We start from the raw sequence: 21,376 nt of genomic DNA, 5'->3' as shown, positions 1-21,376 counted from the left end.
CGTGATCATTTCGCGCGGTGTAATTCGGTGAATATCCCGCGAAGTCGTACGCAATTCCAAATATTGTCGTCCGCAAGCTTTCCAGCTGCGGAAATGTCACCAGAGGCGAAGCTTCTGCCATTTGGAGGATCGTGGCCGTCTTTCCGTGGGGTATCGTCTTTCGTCTGGTCCGGACCCGGCCATCTCGCCGATCAGGCATGATCCCTCCGGCCATTTCCGAGTGCAGGAGGAATGGTGATCGTTCCCGCCGCCGGTGCCGGCGTCGAATTCGGAGAGTGGGAAGCGGAGGTGGCGACGGCCTCCATGCGGGTGACGGATATCCCTCGCTTGCCTCCGGAGGCGACGGTGCGGGAACGGAGCGTGGACATCGCCGAGGCGGAGGACTTCCTGCGGCTTTTCCACGCCGAGACGGGCGGTGGGCCCGCGCGGCTGCGCGAGCGCCTCGACCGCGTCCGCGCCGAGATCGGCGCGACCGGCACGTATCGCCACACGACGGCCGAGGTCGAGTTCGGTGCGCGGGTGGCCTGGCGGAATTCCGCCCGGTGCATCGGCAGGCTGTACTGGCAGGGACTGAAGGTGCGGGACCGCCGTGGCGTGGTCGGGGCCGCCGCCGTCGCCGACGAGTGCGTCACCCATTTGCGGGAGGCGACCCGGGGTGGCCGGATCCGCCCGACCATCACCGTGTTCGCGCCGGACGGTCCCGAGGGGCCCGGTCCGAAGATCCACAACGACCAGCTCGTCCGGTACGCCGGCCACCGGCTGAGCGACGGCTCGGTGCTGGGCGATCCGCGCTACGCCGACTTCACCGAGACCGTCCAGGAGCACGGCTGGCGCCCGCCCGAGCGCAAGGGATCGTTCGACGTCCTTCCGCTGCTCATCGAGTCCGAGCCGGGGGAGCGGCGGCTGTTCCGGCTGCCGCAGGACGCCGTGCTGGAGGTCCCGCTGTCCCATCCCGACCACCGCTGGTTCGCCGGGCTCGGGCTGCGCTGGCACGCGGTACCGGCGATCAGCGATATGCGGCTGGTCATCGGCGGGATCACCTACCCGGCGGCGCCGTTCAACGGCTGGTATCTCGCCACCGAGATCGGCGCGCGCAACCTGGCCGACACCGACCGCTACGACCTGCTGCCGGTGATCGCGGACCTGATGGGCCTGTCGACGAAATCGGAACGCACCCTGTGGCGCGACCGCGCGCTCGTCGAACTGACGCTGGCCGTCCAGCACTCCTTCGACGCGGCGGGCGTGACCGTCGCCGACCACCACACCGAATCGCGGCGATTCCTCACGCATATCGCCAAGGAGGAGCGGGCGGGACGCCGTTGCCGGGCCGACTGGAGCTGGATAGTCCCGCCGCTGTCCGGCGGGCAGACCGCCGTGTTCCACCGCTACTACGACGAACCCGATCCGGCGGCGAGGCCGGCGTTCCTGCCGCCCGGGTAGCGCTCCGACGGGTGAAGAGGTGAGCCGAATGCGGCGTGTCGATGGGCCGGACGGTGGTACGGCCGACGGCCGCGCGGACAATGGCGGCATGACCGCAGTACTCGTCGCCCACGCCGGCAAATCCGGCGGGACAAGGGAGATCGCCGAGGTGATCGCCGCCGAACTGCGCGAAAGCGGTCTGACGGCCGATCTGCTGGACGCGGCCGAAGTCGAGGACGTCGAGCCGTACGGCGCGGTGATCGTCGGGAGCGCGCTGTACCACCGGCGCTGGCGGCCGGAGGCGGTGCGCCTGCTCACCGAGCACGAGGAGGCGCTCCGGAACCGGCCGGTCTGGTTGTTCCACAGCGGGCCGTGCGGGCCGCTCGCCGCGGGCAAACGGGTGAGCCTGCCCGCCGGGGTCGCCCTGCTGGCCGCGAGGATCGACGCCGAGCGCACGGCCACCTTCGGCGGCAGGCTCACCCCGGCCACCGCGAGCGGGCTGTTCTGGAAGATCATGGCCGCGGGCCCGTGGGCGGGAGACTTCCGTGACTGGCCGTCGATCCGGGCGTGGGCCCGTGACGTCGGCCGCCGGGTGCGCATCCGTGTCGCACTGTGAAAGACCGTTTCGTCGGTGCCCTGCCGTAAGGTGCCCTCATGGACAAACGGTTCACTGCGACGCTGGTCAAGAGCCCGGAGAAGGGCGGCTGGACGTACGTGGTCATGCCCGGCTCCGCCGAGTTCTTCGGCACCAAGGGGCTGGTGAAGGTCCGCGGCACCGTCGACGGGCATCCGTTCCGGAGTTCGTTCATGGCGCTGGGCGACGGCACCCACAAGCTCCCGGTGAAGGCCGACGTGCGCAAGGCGATCGGCAAGGAGGAGGGCGACACGGTGGAGGTCGTCCTGCTCGAACGGCTGGAGGGCTGAGTGGCCGCGGAGTGGAAGCCGTCCCCGGTCATCAAGATCTACGAGGCACTCGGCGCGGTCGCCGACGGGCGGGTCGAGATCGACGGTGACACCGCGCGGGTCGCGTCGTCGGACAGGGCCAAGACGTACGACGTCCGCCACGATCCGGTGGCGGGGTCGATCACGGCCAACGACAACGGGTCCTACTGGCAGGGGTATCTCGGGTACCCGGGCATCGCGTACTTGATGGAGCGCGGCGTGCTCGCCTACGACAGCGGCCTCACCGCCGGGCTCGCCGGTGTGCCGTGGAAGGAACTCGCCACCGAGTACCGCAACGACTGGGCGAAGGTCGAGAAGCACGTCCGCGAGGACCTGGCCGCCAAGGACGTGGATCTGGACCGGTTCGACGCCGGGATCGCCGAGATCTCGAACGGGCTGGAGAAACTGGCGCTCACCAAGCTCTCCCCTCGGCAGCGTCCGCCGAAGTGATGCTCGAGGGCGCGGCCACGGCTAGGGGCGCGCTCACCCTTGAGGCGGTGACGGAGGGCCTTCGCGGCCCGGCGGCAGCAAAGGGGGCTTCCTGCTGTGGTGTCCACAGAGGACATCGCAGCTCGGTGGCCGATGGGTGGCTATGTACGGTTTCGGTGGGGTCGTGAGTGGTAAGTGTCGTTCTAACGACACTTACCACTCACGATCCCCGCGGCGGGTCGCAACATGTCACGGTTGCCTTACCCCTGAACAACGTCGGCAAAGTGTCCCTTGTGGACACTCATGGCCGGCGCCCGGGGCTCAGCCGCAGTGTTCCGACGGGCTGTTGTACGCCGTCCCGCCCGCGGAGCCGCCCCACTTCACGCATTTGCCCGCCGCGGCCGCGCGTACCGGACCGGCGAACCACGAGAACGACCCGGAGTCGGTGATCCGGGACGAACCCGCCACTTCGAGGTAGGCCGATGTGGTCGTCGCGGTGCCCGCGGACTCGCTCTTCATCGTGCTGACACAGTTCTGCCCGTTGGAAGCGTTGTAGGACAGGTAAACCGTGCCCGCCGTCCCGAGCGGTGCCGAGTCGATCACGCCGTATCCGCCGCCGCACACCGGGGCGCCGAGGGTCGTCTCGGTGACGGTCGAGAAGCGGATGGTCTCGTTGGCGTTCCCCGCCGGGCCCGCCTCGTACAGCACGCCGACCGAACCCGAGGACAGCTGGACCATGTCGGAGTACGCGGCGTCACCGCTCCACACGAGCGTTCCGGCGGAGTTGCCCTGCCAGTTCGCGCCCTCGTCGAACGACGACCGCACGACGAGTTCCTTGCGGCGGTCGCAGACCGACGGCGCGGCGAACAGGATCCGGTTGTACTTGCCCGCCTTGTCGGTCGCGGTCATCCGCGCGGTCGACGCCTGCACCACCGGGGTGATCAGGTCCTCCTCGAAGGCGAACTTGGTGGAAAAGCTCGCCCCGCCGTCGGAGCTGATGGCGTAGGCGCGGTTCTTGGCACCACCGCTGAGGCATTTGTCGTCGTTGTTGGCCTGGTTGCGCGCCGCGGCGTAGACCCGGCCGTCGAGCAGTTCGGTGACGCTGATCTCCTGCGGGTTCAGCCCGGCCGTCGACGCCGGGGTGTCGGTGGCGCCGCGCTTCCAGGTGACGCCCTGGTCGTCGCTGTAGATGAGCGCGCCGCTGTTCTTGCCGTCGAGGGTGTAACTCATTCCGGCGACGATCCGGCCGGCGTGCGCGCCGCGGGTCAGCACGATGCCGTGCGACGGCCCGGTCGCGAGCCAGCCCGGCGCGCTGCTGAACCCGAGCTGCGTGGTGAGCACCTTGGGCGCGGTCCAGGTCTTGCCGTGGTCGTCGCTGATCGAGACGCGCGGAATCCGGTTGCAGTCGGGGTTCTTGACGCATTCCATCACCGAGAGCAGCACGATCCGCCCGGTGGACGGGATCACGATCGGCGTCGGATTTCCCTTGGTGTCGCCGAAACCTTCGATGACGATCTTCGGGGCGCTCCAGGTCTTGCCGTTGTCGGCGGAGCGTTTCACGACGAGGTCGATGTCGCCGCGGTCGTTGCAGAAGCTGGCTCCGCCGTTGCGGCCCTCGGCGAACGCGAGCAGCTCGCCGTTGTTCGCCTTGACGATGGCGGGGATTCTGAAGCAGTCGTAACCTTCTGTTTTCTGCTTGTACACCAACGTGTTCCCGACCGCGGTGGTCGAGAACTGGTCGCCGGTGGCCGGCGCGGCGAGGGAGGTGGCCGGGGCTGCGCCGACCGCCGCGGTGGCGACGAGGGCCGCGAACAGGCCCTGTGCGACGCGGGAGATCTTCACGGGAGTGTCTCCGTCCTGGATTCGGTTCAGGTGACGGGACATGAGAGTCCTTCCGGCTCGTACAAGACGCGTACAACCCGGGTTCGCGCTTTGTGTCAGATGACGCAGAGCGGCGGCACGATCCCTGCCAAGCTCGTTCCCGTCGGACACGGCGCGAGATCGGCAGGGAGGGCCGATGAAGGTGATCGATCCGGAGAGGTGAGGGGCGATCGATCACCGGTTCGCGTCGTGGCGCCGGTGGGTCCGGCCGTTGGCGGACTCACCGGCGGTTACCGGCCCGCCGTGGCGGCTCAGCGGTCGTCGGGTGCCAGCTGCCTGAGGTCGTCGACGCTCCGCACGACCAGTCGCTGGCGGCCGGTGCTGAGCAGCCCGTCGGCGCGCAGGGTCCGCAGGGTCCGCGCGACGGCTTCCCTCGACGCGGACGCGAGCCCCGCCAGGTCGCGCTGGCTGATCCGCAGGGCGATCAGGGTGCCGTCGGCGGCGGGCACGCCGTACCGCTCGGCGAGGTCGACGAGGATCGCGGCGATCCGTTCGGCGGCGGTGCTGTCCCCGAATTCGGTGCGGCGCGAATTGGCGTAGCGCAGGCGGGAGGTGATGATCCGGAGCAGGACCACCGAGATGCCGGGATGCTCGCTGAGCACGGCGTTGAACGCGCGCGAGGACAGCCACAGGCCGGTGACGGGCTCGACGGCGATCGCCGTGGCCGAGCGCAGGCTGCCGTCCATCGACGCCATCTCGCCGATGATGTCGCCTGGATCCCGGACGGCCAGCACGGCGTCGTAGCCGCCGGTGGACACCGACGTGATCTTGACCCGCCCGGTCATCAGGATCAGCACCCAGTCCGACCGGTCGCCCTCACGGATGATCACCGTGCCCGCCGGGTACCGGCGCAGTTCGGCACCGGCACGCAGCGCCTTGCGCTGGCCGTCGTCGAGCAGCTCCCAGAGCCTGCCGGGTGGATCGTGCGGCGCCGCCGCCGGCTGTGTCATGCCTTTCGTCGCCTCCGTGCGCGATCGTACGAGACGTCAGCCGGGGATCTCCTGGTACGCCTGGGAAAGGCGCTGGACGCCGTCCCGCAGCTGCGCGCCTGTCGCGGCGCTGACGTAGCTCAGGCGCAGATAGGGCCCCGGAGCTTCGGCCGCGAAGTACATCCTGCCGGGGGTGACCGCTACTCCGGCGCGGAAAGCGGCGCTGGTCAGCGCTACTTCGTCGACGAAGCCCGGGAGCGGCTGCCACAGGTGGTAGCCGCCGGTCGGGACCGGGACGGCGGTCCAGGTGGGCAGGAACTCCCGCAGTGCCGAGACAGCGACGTCGCGGCGTTCCCGCAACGAGGCCGCGAGGCTCCGGAGGTGGCGGCTCCAGGCAGGAGAACTCACCAGTTCGAGTGCGGTTTCCTGCAGCGGGCGCGGCACGAAGAAGCTTTCGACGGCGTGAAGCCCGCGCAGGCGTTCCAGTGCCGGGCCGCGCGCGGCCAGCGCACTGATCCGCAGGCTCGGGGACGCCGGTTTCGTGAGCGAGCGGATGTGCACCACGACGCCGTCGGGGTCGTCGGCCACGAGCGGCGGCGGGGGAGCCGGGCTGCCGGGATGCGCCATCAGCCGGGCGAAATCGTCCTCGATGACGAAAGCGCCCGCGTCACGGGCGATGCGCAGGACCTCGGCCCGGCGTTCGGCGCACAGCACCGCGCCGGTCGGGTTCTGGAACGCGGGCTGGCAGACGAACAGCCGGGCGCCCGTGTCGCGGAAGGCGTCCGCGAGCAGTTCGGGCCGGACGCCGTCGCGGTCGATCGGCACCGGGACCGGCCGCAGCCCCGACGCCCGCGCGATGGCGAGCATCCCCGGGTACGTCGGGGATTCCACCAGCACCGGCGCGCCGGGAGCACCGAGCGCGCGCAACGCCGTGGTCAGCGCGCTCTGCCCGCCCGAGGTGATCAGCACGTTCTCGACGTTCACCGGGCTGCCGATGTCGCGGGCGAACCAGGCCCGCAGTTCGGGCAGGCCGCAGATCGGCGGCCGGGTCCAGGCGCCGGGGCGGCGCCCGGCGCGGGCCGACGCCGCCGCGAGTTCGCGTTCCGGCTGGAGACTCGGATGCGTGTAGCCGCCGTTGAGGTCGATGACGCCCGACGGCGGGTCGCTCAGCGCGGTGAGCACGCCGCTCGCGTCGATCGCGCGGGTGCCGGACTGGGAACTCAGCGCCACCTCCTGCCACGACACGTCACCGGTCACCGCCACTTCGCGGGGCGGCGGAGCGCGGAAGACGCCGGCGCCGGGGCGGGTGATCACCAAGCCTTCGGCGGCCAGCGCGGCGATGGCGCGCGACACCGTCACCGGGCTCACCTTCAGCTGCCGGACCAGCTCCCGGCTGGACGGGAGCTTTCCATCGACCGGATAGCGCTCCAGGTCGACCTTCAGCTGTGTGACCAGGCTGGCGACACTGCTACCATCGGACATGAGACTGGATGATAGCGCTATCGCGGACCGGGCAGTAGCGGTCCGCTCCGGGACCGCGCTGGCGGCGCTGGGTGTCCTCGCCTTCTCGTTCACGTTCCCCGCCACCGTATGGGCGCTCAAGGGTTTCGACCCGTGGACGGCCACCGGACTGCGCAGCGTCCTGGCCGCGCTGGTCGCCGGTACCTGCCTTCGGCTCTTCCGGGTCCCGCTGCCGAGGCGCGACCAGTGGCGGGGCCTGGCCGTGGTCTCCCTCGGCTGTGTCCTCGCGTTCCCGATCCTCACGACGCTCGCGCTGACGACGTCGTCGACCGCGCATTCCGCGGTGGTGATCGGGCTGCTGCCGCTGGCCACCGCCGTCATCTCCTCGAAGCTGACCGGGAACCGGCCGTCCCGCCGGTTCTGGCTGGCCGCGGCGGTCGGCGCGAGCGCCGTCGTCGTGTTCACCGTCGCGCAGAGCGGCGGAGGACTGTCCACAGCGGACCTGTTCCTGTTCGGCGCGCTCGTGCTGTGCGCGTTCGGGTACGCCGAGGGCGGCAGGCTGGCCAGGGAGATGGCCGGCTGGCACGTGATCGGGTGGGCGCTGGTGATGGCGCTGCCGGTGACCGGCGCGTTCGCCGTCTTCGGGCTCGCGACCGAGCCGCTGCACGTCACCGGCGAGGGGATCGTCGGCCTGTTGTACGTCGCGCTCATTTCGCAGTTCGGCGGATTTTTCGCCTGGTACCGAGGAATGGCCGAGATCGGGGTCGCGCGGGCGAGCCAGTTGCAGCTCGCCCAGCCGCTGCTGACGCTGGTCTGGGCGGTCCTGCTGCTCGGTGAGCACCTCCCGGCCGCCGCGCCGGTGACCGCCCTGATCGTCGTCGCCTGCATCGTCGTGACCCAGCGGTCCCGGAGCTAGATCGACGTCGCGATTCCGCCAGACCGCGGTGCCCGCGCGGTGATGGGCTGAAGCACATGACCGCTTCTACCCTCGACACCTCCGCGCGGACCCCGCTGAAGGGATGGCTCGCCGTCCTCGCGGTGACGCTGGGGATCTTTTCCCTCGTCACCACGGAGATCCTGCCGATCGGCCTCCTGACCCCGATCGGCGAGGACTTCCGGATCACGCCGGGGACGGCGGGCCTGACCATGACCCTGCCCGGTTTCCTCGCCGCGCTCGCGGCCCCGGCCGTCACCGTCGCCGCCGGACGGCTCGACCGCAGGATCCTGCTGTGCGCGCTGATGGTGGTGCTGGCCTCGGCCGACGTCCTCGCCGCGACCGCGCAGGCCTACTGGGCGATGTTGGTCTCGCGAGTCCTGGTCGGGCTGGTGATCGGCGCCTTCTGGGCCATCGGTTCCGGGCTCGCCGCCCGGCTCGTCGGCCCCGGGCGCGCGGGCAGGGCGACCGCGGTGATCTTCTCCGCCGTCCCGCTCGGCTCGGTTCTCGGGGTGCCGGCGGGTACGTTCCTCGGCGAACTCTTCGGCTGGCGGGCGGCTTTCGCCGTGATGGCGGTCTTCACGGCCGGCGTCCTCGGCGCGCTGGCGTGGGCGTTGCCTCCACTACCGTCGGCGGAGGCGACCCGGCTCGGCGTCCTGCGGGGGATGACCCGCGAGCGGACGACCCGGCTCGGCCTGCTCGTCACGGTGCTGGTCGTGCTCGCCCACTTCGGGACCTACACCTACGTCACGCCGCTCCTGAGGCAGGTGACACAGGTGAGCCCTGAGCTGATCACCGTCTTCCTGTTCGTCTACGGCACCGCCGGGATCGCCGGCAACTTCGTGGCGGGCGCGGCGATCGCCCGCGATCTCCGGCTGACCTTCCTCGCCGCGGCCGGCTCGATCGGTGTCGTGACGTGCGCGTTGCCGTTTCTCGGCCATTCGAAGGCGGGCACGCTCGCGCTGCTGGTGCTGTGGGGCTTCGCCTACGGTGCCGTCCCGGTCTGCTCGGGAACGTGGTTCGCGAGGGCGGCGCCGCACGCGCCGGAAGCGGCATCGGTGCTGTTCACCTCGTCGTTCCAAGCGACCCTCTCGGCGGGCGCGCTGCTCGGCGGGCTGGTCGTCGACGCGGTCTCCGTCCCGGCCGTGATGGTCACCGGAGGCGTGGTGGCGCTGGTCGCGGCCGCCGTCCTCAGCCGAGCACGGTCAGTGTGACCAGCGCGGTGGTCCCGACCAGCAGCGTGGAGAGCAGGCCGAGCAGCAGGGCGCGGCCCCCGGTGCGGACGAGTTTGCCGATCCGCACCGCGCAGCCCAGCCCGAACAGCGCCCCGGCCAGCAGCAGGGTGCAGGCGACTTTGGCGACGTCGAGCGCGACCCCCGGCACGATCCCGGTGCTGCGCAGGGCGGCCATCGCCAGGAAACCGAGGACGAACAGCGGGACCAGCGGCGGCCGCTTGCCGTCGGCGGGCCGGTGCCGTTCGTGCACGCCGACCGCGGCGACCATCGGGGCCAGCAGGACCACCCGGCTGAGCTTGATCACGATGGCGACCGCGACGGCGGCGCTTCCGGCGGGGGTGGCCGCGGCGACGACCTGCGCGACTTCGTGCACGCTGAGGCCCGCCCACTCGCCGATCCTGGCCGCGTCGAGCCGCAGCCAGCCGCCGATCAGCGGCACCGCGGCGATGGCGAGCCCGCCGTAGAAGGTGACCAGGGCGACCGCGGTCGCGACGTCCGAGTCCTCGCGTTTCACGACGCCTTCCATGGCGGCGATGGCGGACGCGCCGCAGATCGAGAACCCGGTCGCGACCAGGATCCCCAGGCCGCGAGGCACGCCGAGGAGCCTGCCGAGCCCGATCGTGCCGAGGAACGTGATCCCGACGGTGAGCACGACGGCGACCAGGGTCCCGGGGCCCAGCGCCAGGACGGCCGGGAGCGAGAGTTGCAGACCGAGCAGCACGACACCGGCGCGAAGCAGTTTCTTGGTGATCCCGGCGATGGCTTTCCGGGTCCCGTCGGACAGCGAAGGCAGCGATCCGGTGACGATGCCGAGCACGACGGCGATGGTGAGCGCGCTGATGACCGGGAAAGCGGTGCCGACCAGGTACGCGGCGGCCACTCCGGCGCCGGTGATCGCGAAGGCGGCCAGGTAGGGCTTCGTCGGTCTCGCGTGCGTGGTGCTCATGGTTCGAGCCTCGCCCGGACGGGGCGACCTCGGTAGCCGGGAACAGCGGGGGTAGGTCATACACTTGGGCTATGACCACACCCGATCTGGACTCCCTGCGCCTGCTGGTGCTCGTGGACGAGCTCGGCAGTATCGGGCAGGCCGCGGCCAGCCTCGGGATCGCTCAGCCGTCGGCGAGCAAACGACTGTCCACAGTCGAGCGCAGGCTGGGGTTGGTGCTGGTCGACCGCACGCGACGCGGCTCCGCGCTCACCCCCGACGGCCGGGTCATCGCGGGCTGGGCGCACCGCGTGCTGTCCGAACTCGATGGCCTCCTCGACGGCGCCGAAGCGCTGCGCACCCAGCACGAGGCACACCTGCGGGTCGCCGCGAGCATGACACTGGCCGAGTATCTGGTACCGGGCTGGATCGGCGAGCTCAAACGCGGCGACCCCGGGTTGTACCTCGGGCTGGAGGTCACCAACTCCGACCAGGCCGCCGAACTGGCGCGGGAGGGCAAGGTCGACCTCGGGTTCGTCGAGTCGCCCGGTTCGCTGCCCGGCCTGTCCTCCCGGCGGGTGGCCACCGATCACCTGGTCCTCGTCGTGCCCGCGAATCATCCGTGGACCCGGAAGCGCCGGCCCGTGACCGCGGCCGAACTCGCGATCACGCCGCTCGTGGTCCGCGAACCGGGTTCCGGGACCAGGGAGACCGTGGACGCCGCGTTGCGCAAGGCCGGTGTCGGTCCGGCGAAACCGTTGCTGGAACTGGGTTCCGCGTCCGCGGTCGGCAACGCCGTGATCGCGGGTGCCGGGCCGGCGGTGATCAGTGAACTCGCCATCGTGCGGGACGTCGCCGAAGGCAGGCTCGTCCCCGTCCCGGTGGACGGCGTCGACTTCGGCCGGGAACTGCGGGCGGTGTGGCCCGCCGGGCGCCGGCTCGCCGGTCCGGCCGCGGAACTGCTGAGCATCGCGGTCCGGAACGCGAAAGCCCGCTGAGTGCTTTCATGTTCTCTTCGCGTGATACCGAATCCGTCATCGGCGTGCTACCGGCGATAGGGCGAATCGCCGTCGATTTCCGGAAATAGGTACGGACCACCATTCCCGGTGGTCCGATGGAAGTGGTCCGAACTGCTCTTCCCTGCTGTCGCGGGAAAAACATGGGACCTTCGGTACTCGCTCACCGCGGAAAAGCGTCGATCTTCGCGGTTCGCGGGCCGGCGTTCCGCCATTCGGTTTCTGTCGCCGGAAACAGTACTGCCGAGTATTGACGTGTCACCGCGTCTGCGTTTAAGTACGCTCGGTCATCAATTCACTCTTCCGTGTTTCGGAGGCTTCCCGTGGGAAAGGACGTCAGTGCCGTCAGTGTCCTTCGCCTGTCCGCACCGACCATCGCCGAGATGGGGTGCCTGCTCGACCGCGACGACCTTCCGCGCACCGGCGACATCGGCCGCGGCCGGATCCGGCTCAGCCTCGTCGACCCGACGCCCAAACGACTGAACCTGGCCAGGAAAGTGGTCGCTAAAGGCAGACCGTGGCGCGGCCGCAACGACCTCTGGTTCGTTCCGGAACCGCTGCTCGGCGCGGGCGGTGGCAAACTCGCCTTCGTCTTCCCCGGGCCCGAGAACGCCTGCGAAACGCATGCCGACGACGTCCGGCTGGGCAGGCTGCTCGACACGGCCTTGCGCCGTCTGCGCGTGACTCCGGACGCGCTCGCCGGGCACAGCCTGGGGGAGTGGACCGCCATGGCCATCGCCGGGATCCATACCGACGCCGAGGTGGACACGTTCCGGGCGGGTTTCGATCCGGACGCGCTCAAGGTGCCTGGACTGGCCTTCGCGGTGATCGGCACGGCGGCGTCCATGGTCGCCGAAGTCCTCAAAGGACAGTCAGAAGTGATGCTCTCCCACGACAATGCGCCCCACCACTCGATGATCTGCGGGCCTGCGGAAGCCATCGACGGCTTCGTGCGCCGATTCCGCGCCGAAGGGGTGATCTCTCACGTGCTGCCGGCCCGGCCCGGCTTCCACACCCCGATGCTCGCACCGTATCTCGGCCCGATCCGCGAGGCCGCCGAGCGCCAACCTCCGCGTCCGGCGGAACTCCTGCTCTGGTCGGCCACGACGGGCAGGCCCTACCCGGCGTCGGCCGGGGACGTGCGTGACCTGTTCGTGCGGCATCTGCTGGAGCCGGTGCGGTTCCGCGGCCTCGTCGAGAACATGTACGCGGCCGGGTTCCGCGCGTTCGTGCAGATGGGCGCCGGACAGCTCGGCTCGCTGATCGGGAACACCCTGCACGACCGTGAGCACCTCGTCGTCGCCGCGGACCCGGCACAGCGGCCGGGTCTTCCGCGACTACTGCGAGTCGCCACGGCCTTGTGGGCCGACGGGGCCGATCCGGCGTTCGGGCTCCTGCCGGGACTAGCCCTTCAGCCTCTTGAAAAATCCCACGTGTAGGGGCTCTCCTGGAGGGGTACCAGCCTTCAGAAGGTGCGTCCTCGTGCTGGGAGTCGTCATGACCGCGGTGAAGACATCGCCCCGACCGGAGGCCGTCCGTTTCGGCGGTCGGCGCCGGGCGCCCAAGGGCAGCGTGTTCCTCAACGTCGTCCGCACCACCGACCACAAGACGATCGGCGTGCTCTACTTGAGCACTTCGTTCGCGTTCTTCCTCGTCGGCGGGTTCATGGCGCTGCTGATGCGCGGCGAACTGGGCAGGCCGGGGATGCAGTTCCTTTCGCAGGAGCAGTACAACCAGCTGTTCACCATGCACGGCCTGATCATGCTGTTGCTGTACGCGACACCGAACCTCTTCGCGTTCGCCAACTACATCCTGCCGCTGCAGATCGGGTCACCGGACGTCGCCTTCCCGAGGCTCAACGCGTTCTCCTACTGGCTGTATCTCTTCGGCGGGCTGATGACACTCAGCGCGTTCCTCACGCCGAGCGGGGCGCCCGACTTCGGGTGGACGATGTACACGCCGCTGTCCAACGCCGCGCACACCCCGGGCGTCGGCGCCGATCTGGTGATCATGGGCCTGATCGTCTCCGGGCTCGGGACGATCCTGGGCGCGGTCAACATGGTCACCACGATCCTCTGCCTGCGCGCGCCCGGGATGACCATGTGGCGGCTGCCGCTGTTCACCTGGAACATCCTGTTCACCACGATCCTCATCCTGGCGGTCTTCCCGATCCTCACCGCGGCCCTGTTCGGGCTGATGGCCGACCGGCGGCTCGGCGCGCATGTCTTCGATCCGGCCAACGGCGGGGCGATCCTGTTCCAGCACCTGTTCTGGTTCTTCGGCCATCCCGAGGTGTACATCGTCGCGTTGCCGTACTTCGGCATCATCACCGAGATCGTCCCGGTGTTCAGCCGGAAACCGCTCTTCGGCTACAAGCTCATGGTGTTCGCGACGATCGCGATCACCGCCCTGTCCTTCGCCGTGTGGGCACACCACATGTTCGCCACCGGCGCGGTGCTGCTGCCGTTCTTCTCCATCATGACCTTCCTCATCGCGGTGCCGACCGGGATCAAGTTCTTCAACTGGATCGGCACCATGTGGAAGGGGCAGCTCACCTTCGAATCACCGATGCTGTGGTCGATCGGCTTCATGGTGACGTTCCTGCTCGGCGGGCTGACCGGCATCATCCTGGCCGCGCCACCGCTGGACTTCCACATCCACGACACCTATTTCGTGGTGGCGCACTTCCACTACGTGCTGTTCGGCACCATCGTGTTCGCCACGTTCGCCGGGATCTACTTCTGGTTCCCCAAGATGACCGGGCAGATGCTCGACGAGCGGCTCGCGAAACTCCATTTCTGGACCACCTTCATCGGCTTCCACACGACGTTCCTCGTCCAGCACTGGCTCGGCAACGAAGGAATGCCGCGCCGCTACGCCGACTACCTGAGCACCGACGGTTTCACGGTGCTGCACACCATTTCCACGATCGGCGCCTTCCTGCTCGGTGCTTCGGTACTGCCGTTCCTGTGGAACGTCGTCCGCAGCTACCGGTTCGGGGAGGTCGTCGAAGTGGACGATCCGTGGGGACACGGGAATTCGCTGGAATGGGCGACGACCTGTCCGCCGCCCCGGCACAACTTCTTCGATCTCCCGAGGATCCGGTCCGAACGCCCGGCGTTCGAACTCCACTATCCCCACATGATCCCCAGGTTGCGCGCCGAGGGGCATACGACCCCTTTTCAGCGCCGTGACCAGGCCACCCCTTCGGAAGTGGTGGCGGACAAGGCACTGAAGGACGACACCGCCTGAGGCGAGGGAATGAGGTACCGCGCATGATCCCCATGGATGTCGAAGGGATGGCAGTCCTGGCTCCGGAAGCGGCACCGGTGATGTTGCTGCGGGAGCGGGAGGGCGAACGCCGCTGGCTGGCGATCACGATCGGCGGTCCCGAGGCGAGCGCGGTGGCGCTCGCGCAGGAGCGGATCCGGCTGCCGCGGCCGGGCACGATCGAACTCATCGGCCAGGTGGTCGAGTCGTTCGGGCACCGGGTCACCGGGGTCCAGGTCACCGCGCTGCGGGACGGCATCTTCTTCGCCGACCTGGTGCTCGACTCCGGTATCCGCGTCTCGGCACGGCCGAGCGACGCGGTCGCGATCGGGTTGCGCGCCGGGGTCGGGATCGAGGTGGCCGACGCGGTGCTGGAGGTCGCTTCCGTGCGGGTCGAGATCGTGGGCAGCGGGCCGGACGCGGAACTGCCGGCGGTACCGCCGGATCCGGTCGCGCAGGAACGGGAGGTCGAGGAGTTCCGGGCGGCGCTGGACAAGATCGCGCCGGAGGACTTCGGGAACCCGCCGCCCGCCGACTAGCCCTCCGGAACGCCCGTGAGATGAAGGGGCCTTTCATCGCGAAATTTGCGATGAAAGGCCCCTTCATCTCACTTGAGTACTACTGCTTCCGAGGGCTACTGCTTCGCCAGGCCCTGTTCGATCGCCTCGATGATGCGCGGCCGCATCTCGGCGGCGCTGATGATCGCGTCCACCGAACCGACCTTCACCGCACGCTCGATACTGTGCACGCCGTCGAACTCGGCCGCGACCGCGCCCAGCTTCTCGGCGCGCACCGACGACTGGACCTCGGCCAGTTCGGCGGCCAGCGCGGCGCGCTCGGCACCGGTCGCCCCGCTGACCTTCTCCGTCAGCGACCGCACCCGCTGATCCGCCGCCGTCCGCGCGTTGACCTCACCCGCGAACACGACCGCCGCGGCGGGCGCGCCGCCGAGCACCGAGGCGAACGAGCCTTCCAGCGCCAGCACCGTCATGTTCGGGTTCAGTGCCTTGGAGAAGACCACGAACGCGCCGCCGTGGTACCGCGAGATCACGGTGAACACGATCGGGCCCTCGAAGTTGACGATCGCCCGGCCGATCTCCGCGCCGTACTCCAGCTGGAGTTTCCGCATCGACTCGGGCGAGCCGTCGAAGCCGGACAGGTTCGCCAGCACCACCAGCGGCCGGTTGCCGCTGGCCGCGTTGATCGCCCGCGCCGCCTTCTTCGACGACCGCGGGAACAGCGTGCCCGCGGTGTAGGTGTCCGGGCCGTCGGTGGGCGGGAAGCCGCGGCGCGGCACCGAACGCGACTCGATCCCGAGCAGGCAGACCGGCCGCCCGCCGAGGTGCACGTCCTGCACGGCCGCGGTCTCCGCGTCCGCCATGCCCGGCCAGCGCTCCAGCACCGGGTGGTCCTGGTCCGACAGCGCGCGCATCACGGTGCGGATGTCGAACGGCTTCTTGCGGTCGGGGTTGGCCTCCCGCGAGAAGATCTGGCCCACCGTGGTGAAGTCGCTGTCGACGGCCGCGTGCGGGAACGACGAGATGTCCCGGTCGATCGGGTCGTTCGTGACCGCCTTGCGAGGGCCGGGCTCGCCCGGCGCCACGTAGGTGTGGTCGTAGTGCGACATCAGGACGTCACGCGCCGCGGCGAGGTTCGGCGCCCAGTACTGCGCCTGGCCGTTCGGGCCCATCACCCGGTCGTAGCCGCCGATGCCGAAGTTGTCCTCCGCCGAGACGCCACCGGAGAAGTCGAGCGACTGCTTGCCGGTCAGCACCATCGCGGAATCCGGCGTCATCACCAGGATTCCCTTGGTGTGCATGAGCATCGTCGCTTCGGCGTTCCAGTACGGCTGGGCGCCGACGTTGATCCCGGCGACGACGATGTTGATCTCGCCGCCGTTCTGGGTGAAGTGCACGATCCGCTTGAGGGCGGCCGCGACCCAGTCCATGTTCTCGGTGCCGGACTCCATCGAGATCCGGGCGCCTGCCGAGAGCGCGTACCACTCCAGCGGGACACGCAGCCGCTCGGCGAGATCCAGCGCCGCGATCACCCGCGAGCACTCCGGCTCCGACAGCGCGCCGAGCGCCTTCGTCGGGTCACCGAGCAGGACCACGCGCTTGACGCCCTCCGGGTACCGCTCGGTCGGCGTGGTGACCACGCCGGCGACGATCGCCGCCTTGTTGCGGCCCTTCTTCCGCTCGACCGGGACGAGGGTGTTCGTGTCATCCATGTCGTACTCGGTGAACGAACCGAGCATCTCGGTCAGTTCGTACGGGTACACCGTGTCGCGGCGACGGGCGCGCAGGACGTTCTGGCGGTAGTCGTCGAGCGGCAGGATCGGCTCGGTGGTGGGCTCGGACAGCGACATCTGCACGCCGCCGCTGACGTCGTAGCCGATCCGCACGGCGACCTCTTTGACCTCACCGGTCGCGCGGTCGCGCTGCCTGCCGAGGAACTGGACCTCTTCGAGACCCGCGCCCGCCGTCGACGGCTGCACGCGCTGCGCGACCGTGTTCAGCTCCTCACCGGTGAGCTCACTGGTCGGCCATACGTACAGCATGATCCGGTTGGTGTCGAAGCGCTTCTTCGGCGGAAGCTTCGCCTGCACTTCGCGGATCGCGTCGAGACAGCCCGCCAGCGTGCCTTCGACCGCGGGCAGGGCCAGCAGCTTGCCGTCGTTGTCCCGCAACGGGGTGAGGTCACGGACCTGGGCGAGCGCGACCAGCCGCTGATCCGACGGGTTCATCGGCGAGACGCATTTGAACAGGTAGACGTCCTCGTCGCCCGACGGCAAGCGGGTGAGGTCGAAGTTCGCCAGCCGCTGCAACTGCATCCGCTGGGCGATCAGCGGGTGGAGACCGCGGATCAGCCGCTCCTCGCTGAACCCGGTCGAAGACGGGCGGAAGGTGAAGTGGTGGTGCATCACCGCGCCGCCGTGCCCGGCGACGGTGGTGGTGATCCGCCGGACGCGGCTCGGCAGCGACTCGGCCGTGAGGACCTCGCGCAGCCCGGCCGCCATCGTGTCGTCGTCGGCGGACTCGTCGTCCCACGTCAGGTAGAGATCGGCCTCGACGTCGGTGTCGGCGGGCAGTTGCGCGGCGAGGTCGGCGACCGCCTTGATTGCCCCGGGCAGCCCGGCGCGGTCGACGGCGGTGGTGACCATGTGGAACCGCTCGTTCGCGTCGGCGTAGTCGCCGGTGACGAAGGTGCAGCCGCCGACGGTCACCTGCTGGACACCGGTGAGCGCGCGGTTGCCGTAGTAGCGACGGCTCAGCACTTCCAGCAGCGGGCTGTGATCGGTGCCGGGGCGGCCGATCCGCTGCCCGAGCAGGCGGACCAGCGGCTGCGCGCTGGCCAGCATGCTCGCGATCCGCTCGGCGCGGTCCGGCGAATCCGGGTGCAGGTCGAGGTGACGCAGGTGTTTGCGGACCTCGCTGTACGCCTCGGCGCGAGTGCGGCGCAGCAGCGGCTGGGCGAACCAGCGGAACACCACGCTGCGTGCGAGGTCGCCCACCACCGGGAAACGGAGCTGCGTGGCGGCGATGAGCGCCTCCAGCGCCTTGCCCGCCGGCTCGCGCATCGACTCGAACGGCTGCGGCTCGGTGAGCCACTGCCGCAGCAACGCGGTGACGACCGCGACGTCGGACGAGGTCCGCTGCTGGGCGAGGAAGATGCGGAAGACCGCCTCCTCCAGCTCCGGCGTCCGCTCCAGGTCCTGGATGCCGTAGTGCGCCAGCACCTTCTTCAGCTTGTTCTGGAACGACTCCGACAGCCCGGCGCGCTCGACGTCGAGGCTCTGCAGGTAGGTGTGGAAGAACTCGCGGGAGCTGTGCACCCGGGTGTCCGTCTTGGCGTCTTCGCGGGCCGGCTTGTTGCGCATCAGCTCGGAGAGATCCGCGAACACGGTCAGCAGCTCGACCTCGCCCTCCAGCGGACGGTCGCCGTTGCCCTCCAGCTCGTCGCGGGCGGCGAGGTACGCGCTGAGCGTGCGGCGCTCGTCGTGCGGGTCGACGTCGAAGCCCAGCAGGAGGCTGCGCAGATCCTGCTGACCCCGCGTGATCCGCTGCGCGGCCGACGTTCCGTCCGGTTCGGCGGGCAGCTCGATCTCGACACTGCCCTTGTCCTCGGCGACCTCGGCTCCTTCCTCCGCCAGCGGCTCGAGCCGCAGCAGGGGAGCGCCGGTCTCGACCTGGCTGCCGACCGAGACGACGCACTCACGCAGCTTCGCGCGGAACGGCGCGCGGAGCACCGTCTCCATCTTCATGCTTTCCAGCACCAGCACGGGGGCGCCCGCCTCGACCTCCGCGCCGACCTCCAGCGGTGTCGCGACGACGAGCGCGGGCGCGGGGGAGCGGACGACGCCGCCCTCGTCCCGGCTGACGCGGTGGGTGACGCCGTCGACCTCGATCAGGTGGATCGGTCCGTGCGTGCCGGTGACCAGGCGGAACCGGGTGCCATTGACGGTGATCTGGCCGGTGTGCTCGTCGAACCGGTCGACCTCGACGTCGGCGGGGTGGATGTCGCCGCCGCCCGCCGAGACACCGACACGGAACCGGCGGTGGCCGATCCGGGCGACGCTCACGCGGTACGCGGCGCCGCGCAGTTTGAGGTCGAGGGGACGGCCGCTCTGGTGCTGGACCTGCGGGCGGCCACCGTGCGCGGTGGAGAGAAGCCGTTGGCGTTCAACGGCTTCCTCATCCTCGTACGCCTCGATCGCGGCGGCCGCGAGCGCGATCGCCGAGTGGCGGTGCGTGACGAGCTTGCCTTCGCCGCGGACGCGGTCGATCCAGCCGGTGTCGGCGCTGCCGTCGATCACCTCGGGCTGGTCGAGCAGGTCGAGCACGAAGCTCTTGTTGGTCGCGCCGCCCTCGATGATGACCGTGGTCTGGGCCATCGCGCGGCGCAGCCGGCCGAGCGCCTCGTCACGGTCGCGGCCGTAGGCGATGATCTTCGCGATCATCGAGTCGAAGTCGGCCGGGATCGTGTCGCCTTCGCTGACCCCGGTGTCGACGCGGATACCGGGACCGGCGGGCAGGTCCAGGCGCGCGATGCGGCCGGGCGACGGTGCGAAGTCGCGGTCCGGGTCCTCGGCGTTGAGCCGCGCCTCGACGGCGTGACCGAATTCGGCGGGCTGGGCGCCTTCGAGCTTGCCCCCGGAAGCGACGTGCAGCTGGGCCTTGACCAGGTCCATGCCGGTGGTCAGCTCGGTGATCGGGTGCTCGACCTGCAGGCGGGTGTTGACCTCGAGGAACGCGAACAGCTTGTCGCCGGGGTGGTAGAGGAACTCGACCGTTCCGGCGCCGCGGTACTCGACCGCGAGCGCGAGCCGCTCGGCGGACCGCTTGAGCTCGTCGGCCTGCTCGGGGGCCAGCACCGGGGAGGCGGACTCCTCGATGATCTTCTGGTTGCGGCGCTGCACCGAGCAGTCACGGACGCCGAGCGCCCACGCGGTGCCCTGGCCGTCGGCGATGACCTGGACCTCGACATGCCGGGCGCCGGTGACCAGGCGCTCCAGGAAGACGACGCCACTGCCGAAGGCGCGCTCGGCCTCCAGGCTGGTGCGCTCGTAGGCGTCCTTGAGCTCGTCGGCGGAGGTGATGACGCGGATGCCGCGGCCGCCACCGCCCGCGGTCGCCTTGAGCATCAGCGGGTAGCCGATCTCGTCGGCGGCCTTGATGGCGGCGTCGAGATCCGCGACGGCGCCGCGGCTCCACGGTGCGACCGGGACGCCGACCTCTTCGGCGATCAGCTTCGCGCCGATCTTGTCGCCGAGCTTGCGCATGGCGTCCGCGCTCGGCCCGATGAAGGTGACGCCCAGCCGCTCACACAGCTCGGCGAAGGCCGGATCCTCGGCCACGAAACCCCAGCCGACCCAGGCCGCGTCGGCCCCGGTCTCGGTCAGTGCCCGCTCGAGTACGGCGAAATCCAGATACGGACGCGCCGACGCGGGGCCGAGGTTGTAGCTGATGTCGGCTTCCCTCACGAACGTCGCCGACCGGTCCGCGTCCGTGAAGAGCGCGACGGTCTCGATCCGCCGTCCGGTCTCCGCCGAAAGCTCGCGGACGGCATGGATGAGCCGCATCGCGGCTTCTCCGCGGTTGACGATGGCGACACGACTGAACACCGACTGAGCCTCCCAAGTGCGCGACACCGTCCCGCCGGATCACGCGCGGGACAGTCTTCTGTACCTGTCTAACAGCCTGCCTCTTACCGGCCGGTACGAGAATGTCGTCGGTGGCGCATGCCGAGGGCCGGGTGTTGTAGGAACCCGCCAAAAAGTGTCCTGGAACACCTAGTGCAGGGGCCTGATGACGTGACGAAGTGGACAACTGGGGGTTCGGCTTGGTAGCCGGGTTCGCGAGGTGTCATCCGGTGTTCACGCCGGTTTCATCGAGGTGGCTCGGGCTTGTTTCCGGCTGGGGTGAGGGGTGGCCGTTTTCCGGCTGTCGGGTGTGGCTGGGGTACTCGGGGTGGGGTGCTCGGCGGTCGGGGTGTGGCTGGGTACTCGGGGCGGGGTGCTCGGCGGTCGAGTGTGGCTGAGGTACCCAGGGTGGGACGAGTCGCTCTGTGGGGATCGTCGGTTTCCGGCGACGGTGAGCGGCTCCCGATGGCGCCGTGGGCATTTTTCGGCGACGGGTTGGGGGCGTCGGCGATCGGCCGGGGTAGCGGCACGGGACAGTGTCGCCAGGCGGCGGTGGGCTGCGTTGCGCCTTCGATCGAGCTGTGGCCGTTTTTCGGCGACGTGGCCAGGAGGGTGGCGTTTCTCCTGGCGCTGCAGGGCGTGGTCGTTTTTCGGCGAAGGCTGGTACCGGTGGCGAGCGCTCGGGTCTGCGGTGTCGGCGGGCGGTAGTCACGAAGTGCGAGATGCCATTGCGTAGGGCTGCGCGGTGGTGCGGTGGTCGGATTGCGGTGACGGGTGGTCACGGTGGCTTCCC

At 69.8% G+C, this 21,376-nt stretch carries 15 protein-coding genes; 10 read left to right on the top strand and 5 right to left on the bottom strand.

Annotation, left to right across the window (positions count from 1 at the left end):
• The first annotated feature begins 231 nt into the window (after positions 1-231).
• The 4 genes from CVV72_RS14430 to CVV72_RS14415 all read left to right on the top strand — a co-directional run bounded on the left by CVV72_RS14430 (position 232) and on the right by CVV72_RS14415 (position 2,811).
• A complete protein-coding gene (locus tag CVV72_RS14430; protein ID WP_219152918.1) occupies positions 232-1,440 on the top strand; it encodes a nitric oxide synthase oxygenase in 1,209 nt (402 codons plus the stop codon).
• A gap of 88 nt (positions 1,441-1,528) precedes the next feature.
• Positions 1,529-2,035, top strand: a complete 507-nt coding sequence (locus CVV72_RS14425) for a flavodoxin domain-containing protein (protein WP_219153958.1) — start codon at positions 1,529-1,531, stop codon at positions 2,033-2,035.
• A 38-nt stretch (positions 2,036-2,073) separates the two neighbouring features.
• The gene (locus tag CVV72_RS14420; RefSeq protein ID WP_034322891.1) at positions 2,074-2,343 is read left to right on the top strand and encodes a DUF1905 domain-containing protein; all 270 of its coding nucleotides are present in this window, start codon (positions 2,074-2,076) and stop codon (positions 2,341-2,343) included.
• On the top strand, positions 2,344-2,811 hold the full coding sequence (locus CVV72_RS14415; protein WP_219152917.1) for a hypothetical protein: 468 nt from the start codon (positions 2,344-2,346) through the stop codon (positions 2,809-2,811).
• 300 nt (positions 2,812-3,111) lie between these two features.
• Here the strand turns inward: CVV72_RS14415 and CVV72_RS14410 are convergent, their stop codons facing one another.
• The 3 genes from CVV72_RS14410 to CVV72_RS14400 all read right to left on the bottom strand — a co-directional run bounded on the left by CVV72_RS14410 (position 3,112) and on the right by CVV72_RS14400 (position 7,082).
• On the bottom strand, positions 3,112-4,632 hold the full coding sequence (locus tag CVV72_RS14410) for an exo-alpha-sialidase (protein ID WP_219152916.1): 1,521 nt from the start codon (positions 4,630-4,632) through the stop codon (positions 3,112-3,114).
• Between the two features lie 290 nt (positions 4,633-4,922).
• Positions 4,923-5,621, bottom strand: a complete 699-nt coding sequence (locus CVV72_RS14405; protein WP_219152915.1) for a Crp/Fnr family transcriptional regulator — start codon at positions 5,619-5,621, stop codon at positions 4,923-4,925.
• A gap of 36 nt (positions 5,622-5,657) precedes the next feature.
• Entirely contained in the window at positions 5,658-7,082 is a 1,425-nt protein-coding gene (locus CVV72_RS14400) for a PLP-dependent aminotransferase family protein (RefSeq protein WP_219152914.1), read from the bottom strand.
• Between CVV72_RS14400 and CVV72_RS14395 the strand changes: the two genes are divergently transcribed.
• Positions 7,081-7,977, top strand: a complete 897-nt coding sequence (locus CVV72_RS14395; RefSeq protein ID WP_219152913.1) for a DMT family transporter — start codon at positions 7,081-7,083, stop codon at positions 7,975-7,977. The genes CVV72_RS14400 and CVV72_RS14395 overlap by 2 nt on opposite strands.
• A gap of 56 nt (positions 7,978-8,033) precedes the next feature.
• Positions 8,034-9,209, top strand: coding sequence for an MFS transporter (locus tag CVV72_RS14390; protein ID WP_219152912.1), 1,176 nt, complete (start codon positions 8,034-8,036; stop codon positions 9,207-9,209).
• Here the strand turns inward: CVV72_RS14390 and CVV72_RS14385 are convergent.
• A complete protein-coding gene (locus tag CVV72_RS14385; protein WP_219152911.1) occupies positions 9,187-10,176 on the bottom strand; it encodes a YeiH family protein in 990 nt (329 codons plus the stop codon). The genes CVV72_RS14390 and CVV72_RS14385 overlap by 23 nt on opposite strands.
• 71 nt (positions 10,177-10,247) lie before the next feature.
• On the opposite strand from CVV72_RS14385, the gene CVV72_RS14380 reads away from it, so the two are divergent.
• The 4 genes from CVV72_RS14380 to CVV72_RS14365 all read left to right on the top strand — a co-directional run bounded on the left by CVV72_RS14380 (position 10,248) and on the right by CVV72_RS14365 (position 14,980).
• The gene (locus CVV72_RS14380) at positions 10,248-11,153 is read left to right on the top strand and encodes a LysR family transcriptional regulator (RefSeq protein ID WP_219152910.1); all 906 of its coding nucleotides are present in this window, start codon (positions 10,248-10,250) and stop codon (positions 11,151-11,153) included.
• Between the two features lie 341 nt (positions 11,154-11,494).
• Positions 11,495-12,610, top strand: a complete 1,116-nt coding sequence (locus tag CVV72_RS14375; RefSeq protein ID WP_255632694.1) for an acyltransferase domain-containing protein — start codon at positions 11,495-11,497, stop codon at positions 12,608-12,610.
• Positions 12,611-12,668: 58 nt separating this feature from the next.
• Positions 12,669-14,423: a cytochrome c oxidase subunit I gene (gene ctaD, locus CVV72_RS14370; protein ID WP_370641958.1), complete on the top strand. Its 1,755-nt coding sequence runs from the start codon at positions 12,669-12,671 to the stop codon at positions 14,421-14,423.
• 23 nt (positions 14,424-14,446) lie between these two features.
• A complete protein-coding gene (locus tag CVV72_RS14365; RefSeq protein WP_219152908.1) occupies positions 14,447-14,980 on the top strand; it encodes a bifunctional nuclease family protein in 534 nt (177 codons plus the stop codon).
• A gap of 95 nt (positions 14,981-15,075) precedes the next feature.
• On the opposite strand, the gene CVV72_RS14360 is transcribed toward CVV72_RS14365, so the two are convergent.
• A complete protein-coding gene (locus CVV72_RS14360; protein WP_219152907.1) occupies positions 15,076-20,565 on the bottom strand; it encodes a carboxyl transferase domain-containing protein in 5,490 nt (1,829 codons plus the stop codon).
• Between the last annotated feature and the right edge of the window lie 811 nt (positions 20,566-21,376).

The sequence above is a fragment of the Amycolatopsis sp. TNS106 genome (assembly GCF_019330265.1).
GTDB classification, from domain to species: domain Bacteria; phylum Actinomycetota; class Actinomycetes; order Mycobacteriales; family Pseudonocardiaceae; genus Amycolatopsis; species Amycolatopsis lurida.
This window is presented reverse-complemented; position numbering and strand designations above follow the sequence as displayed.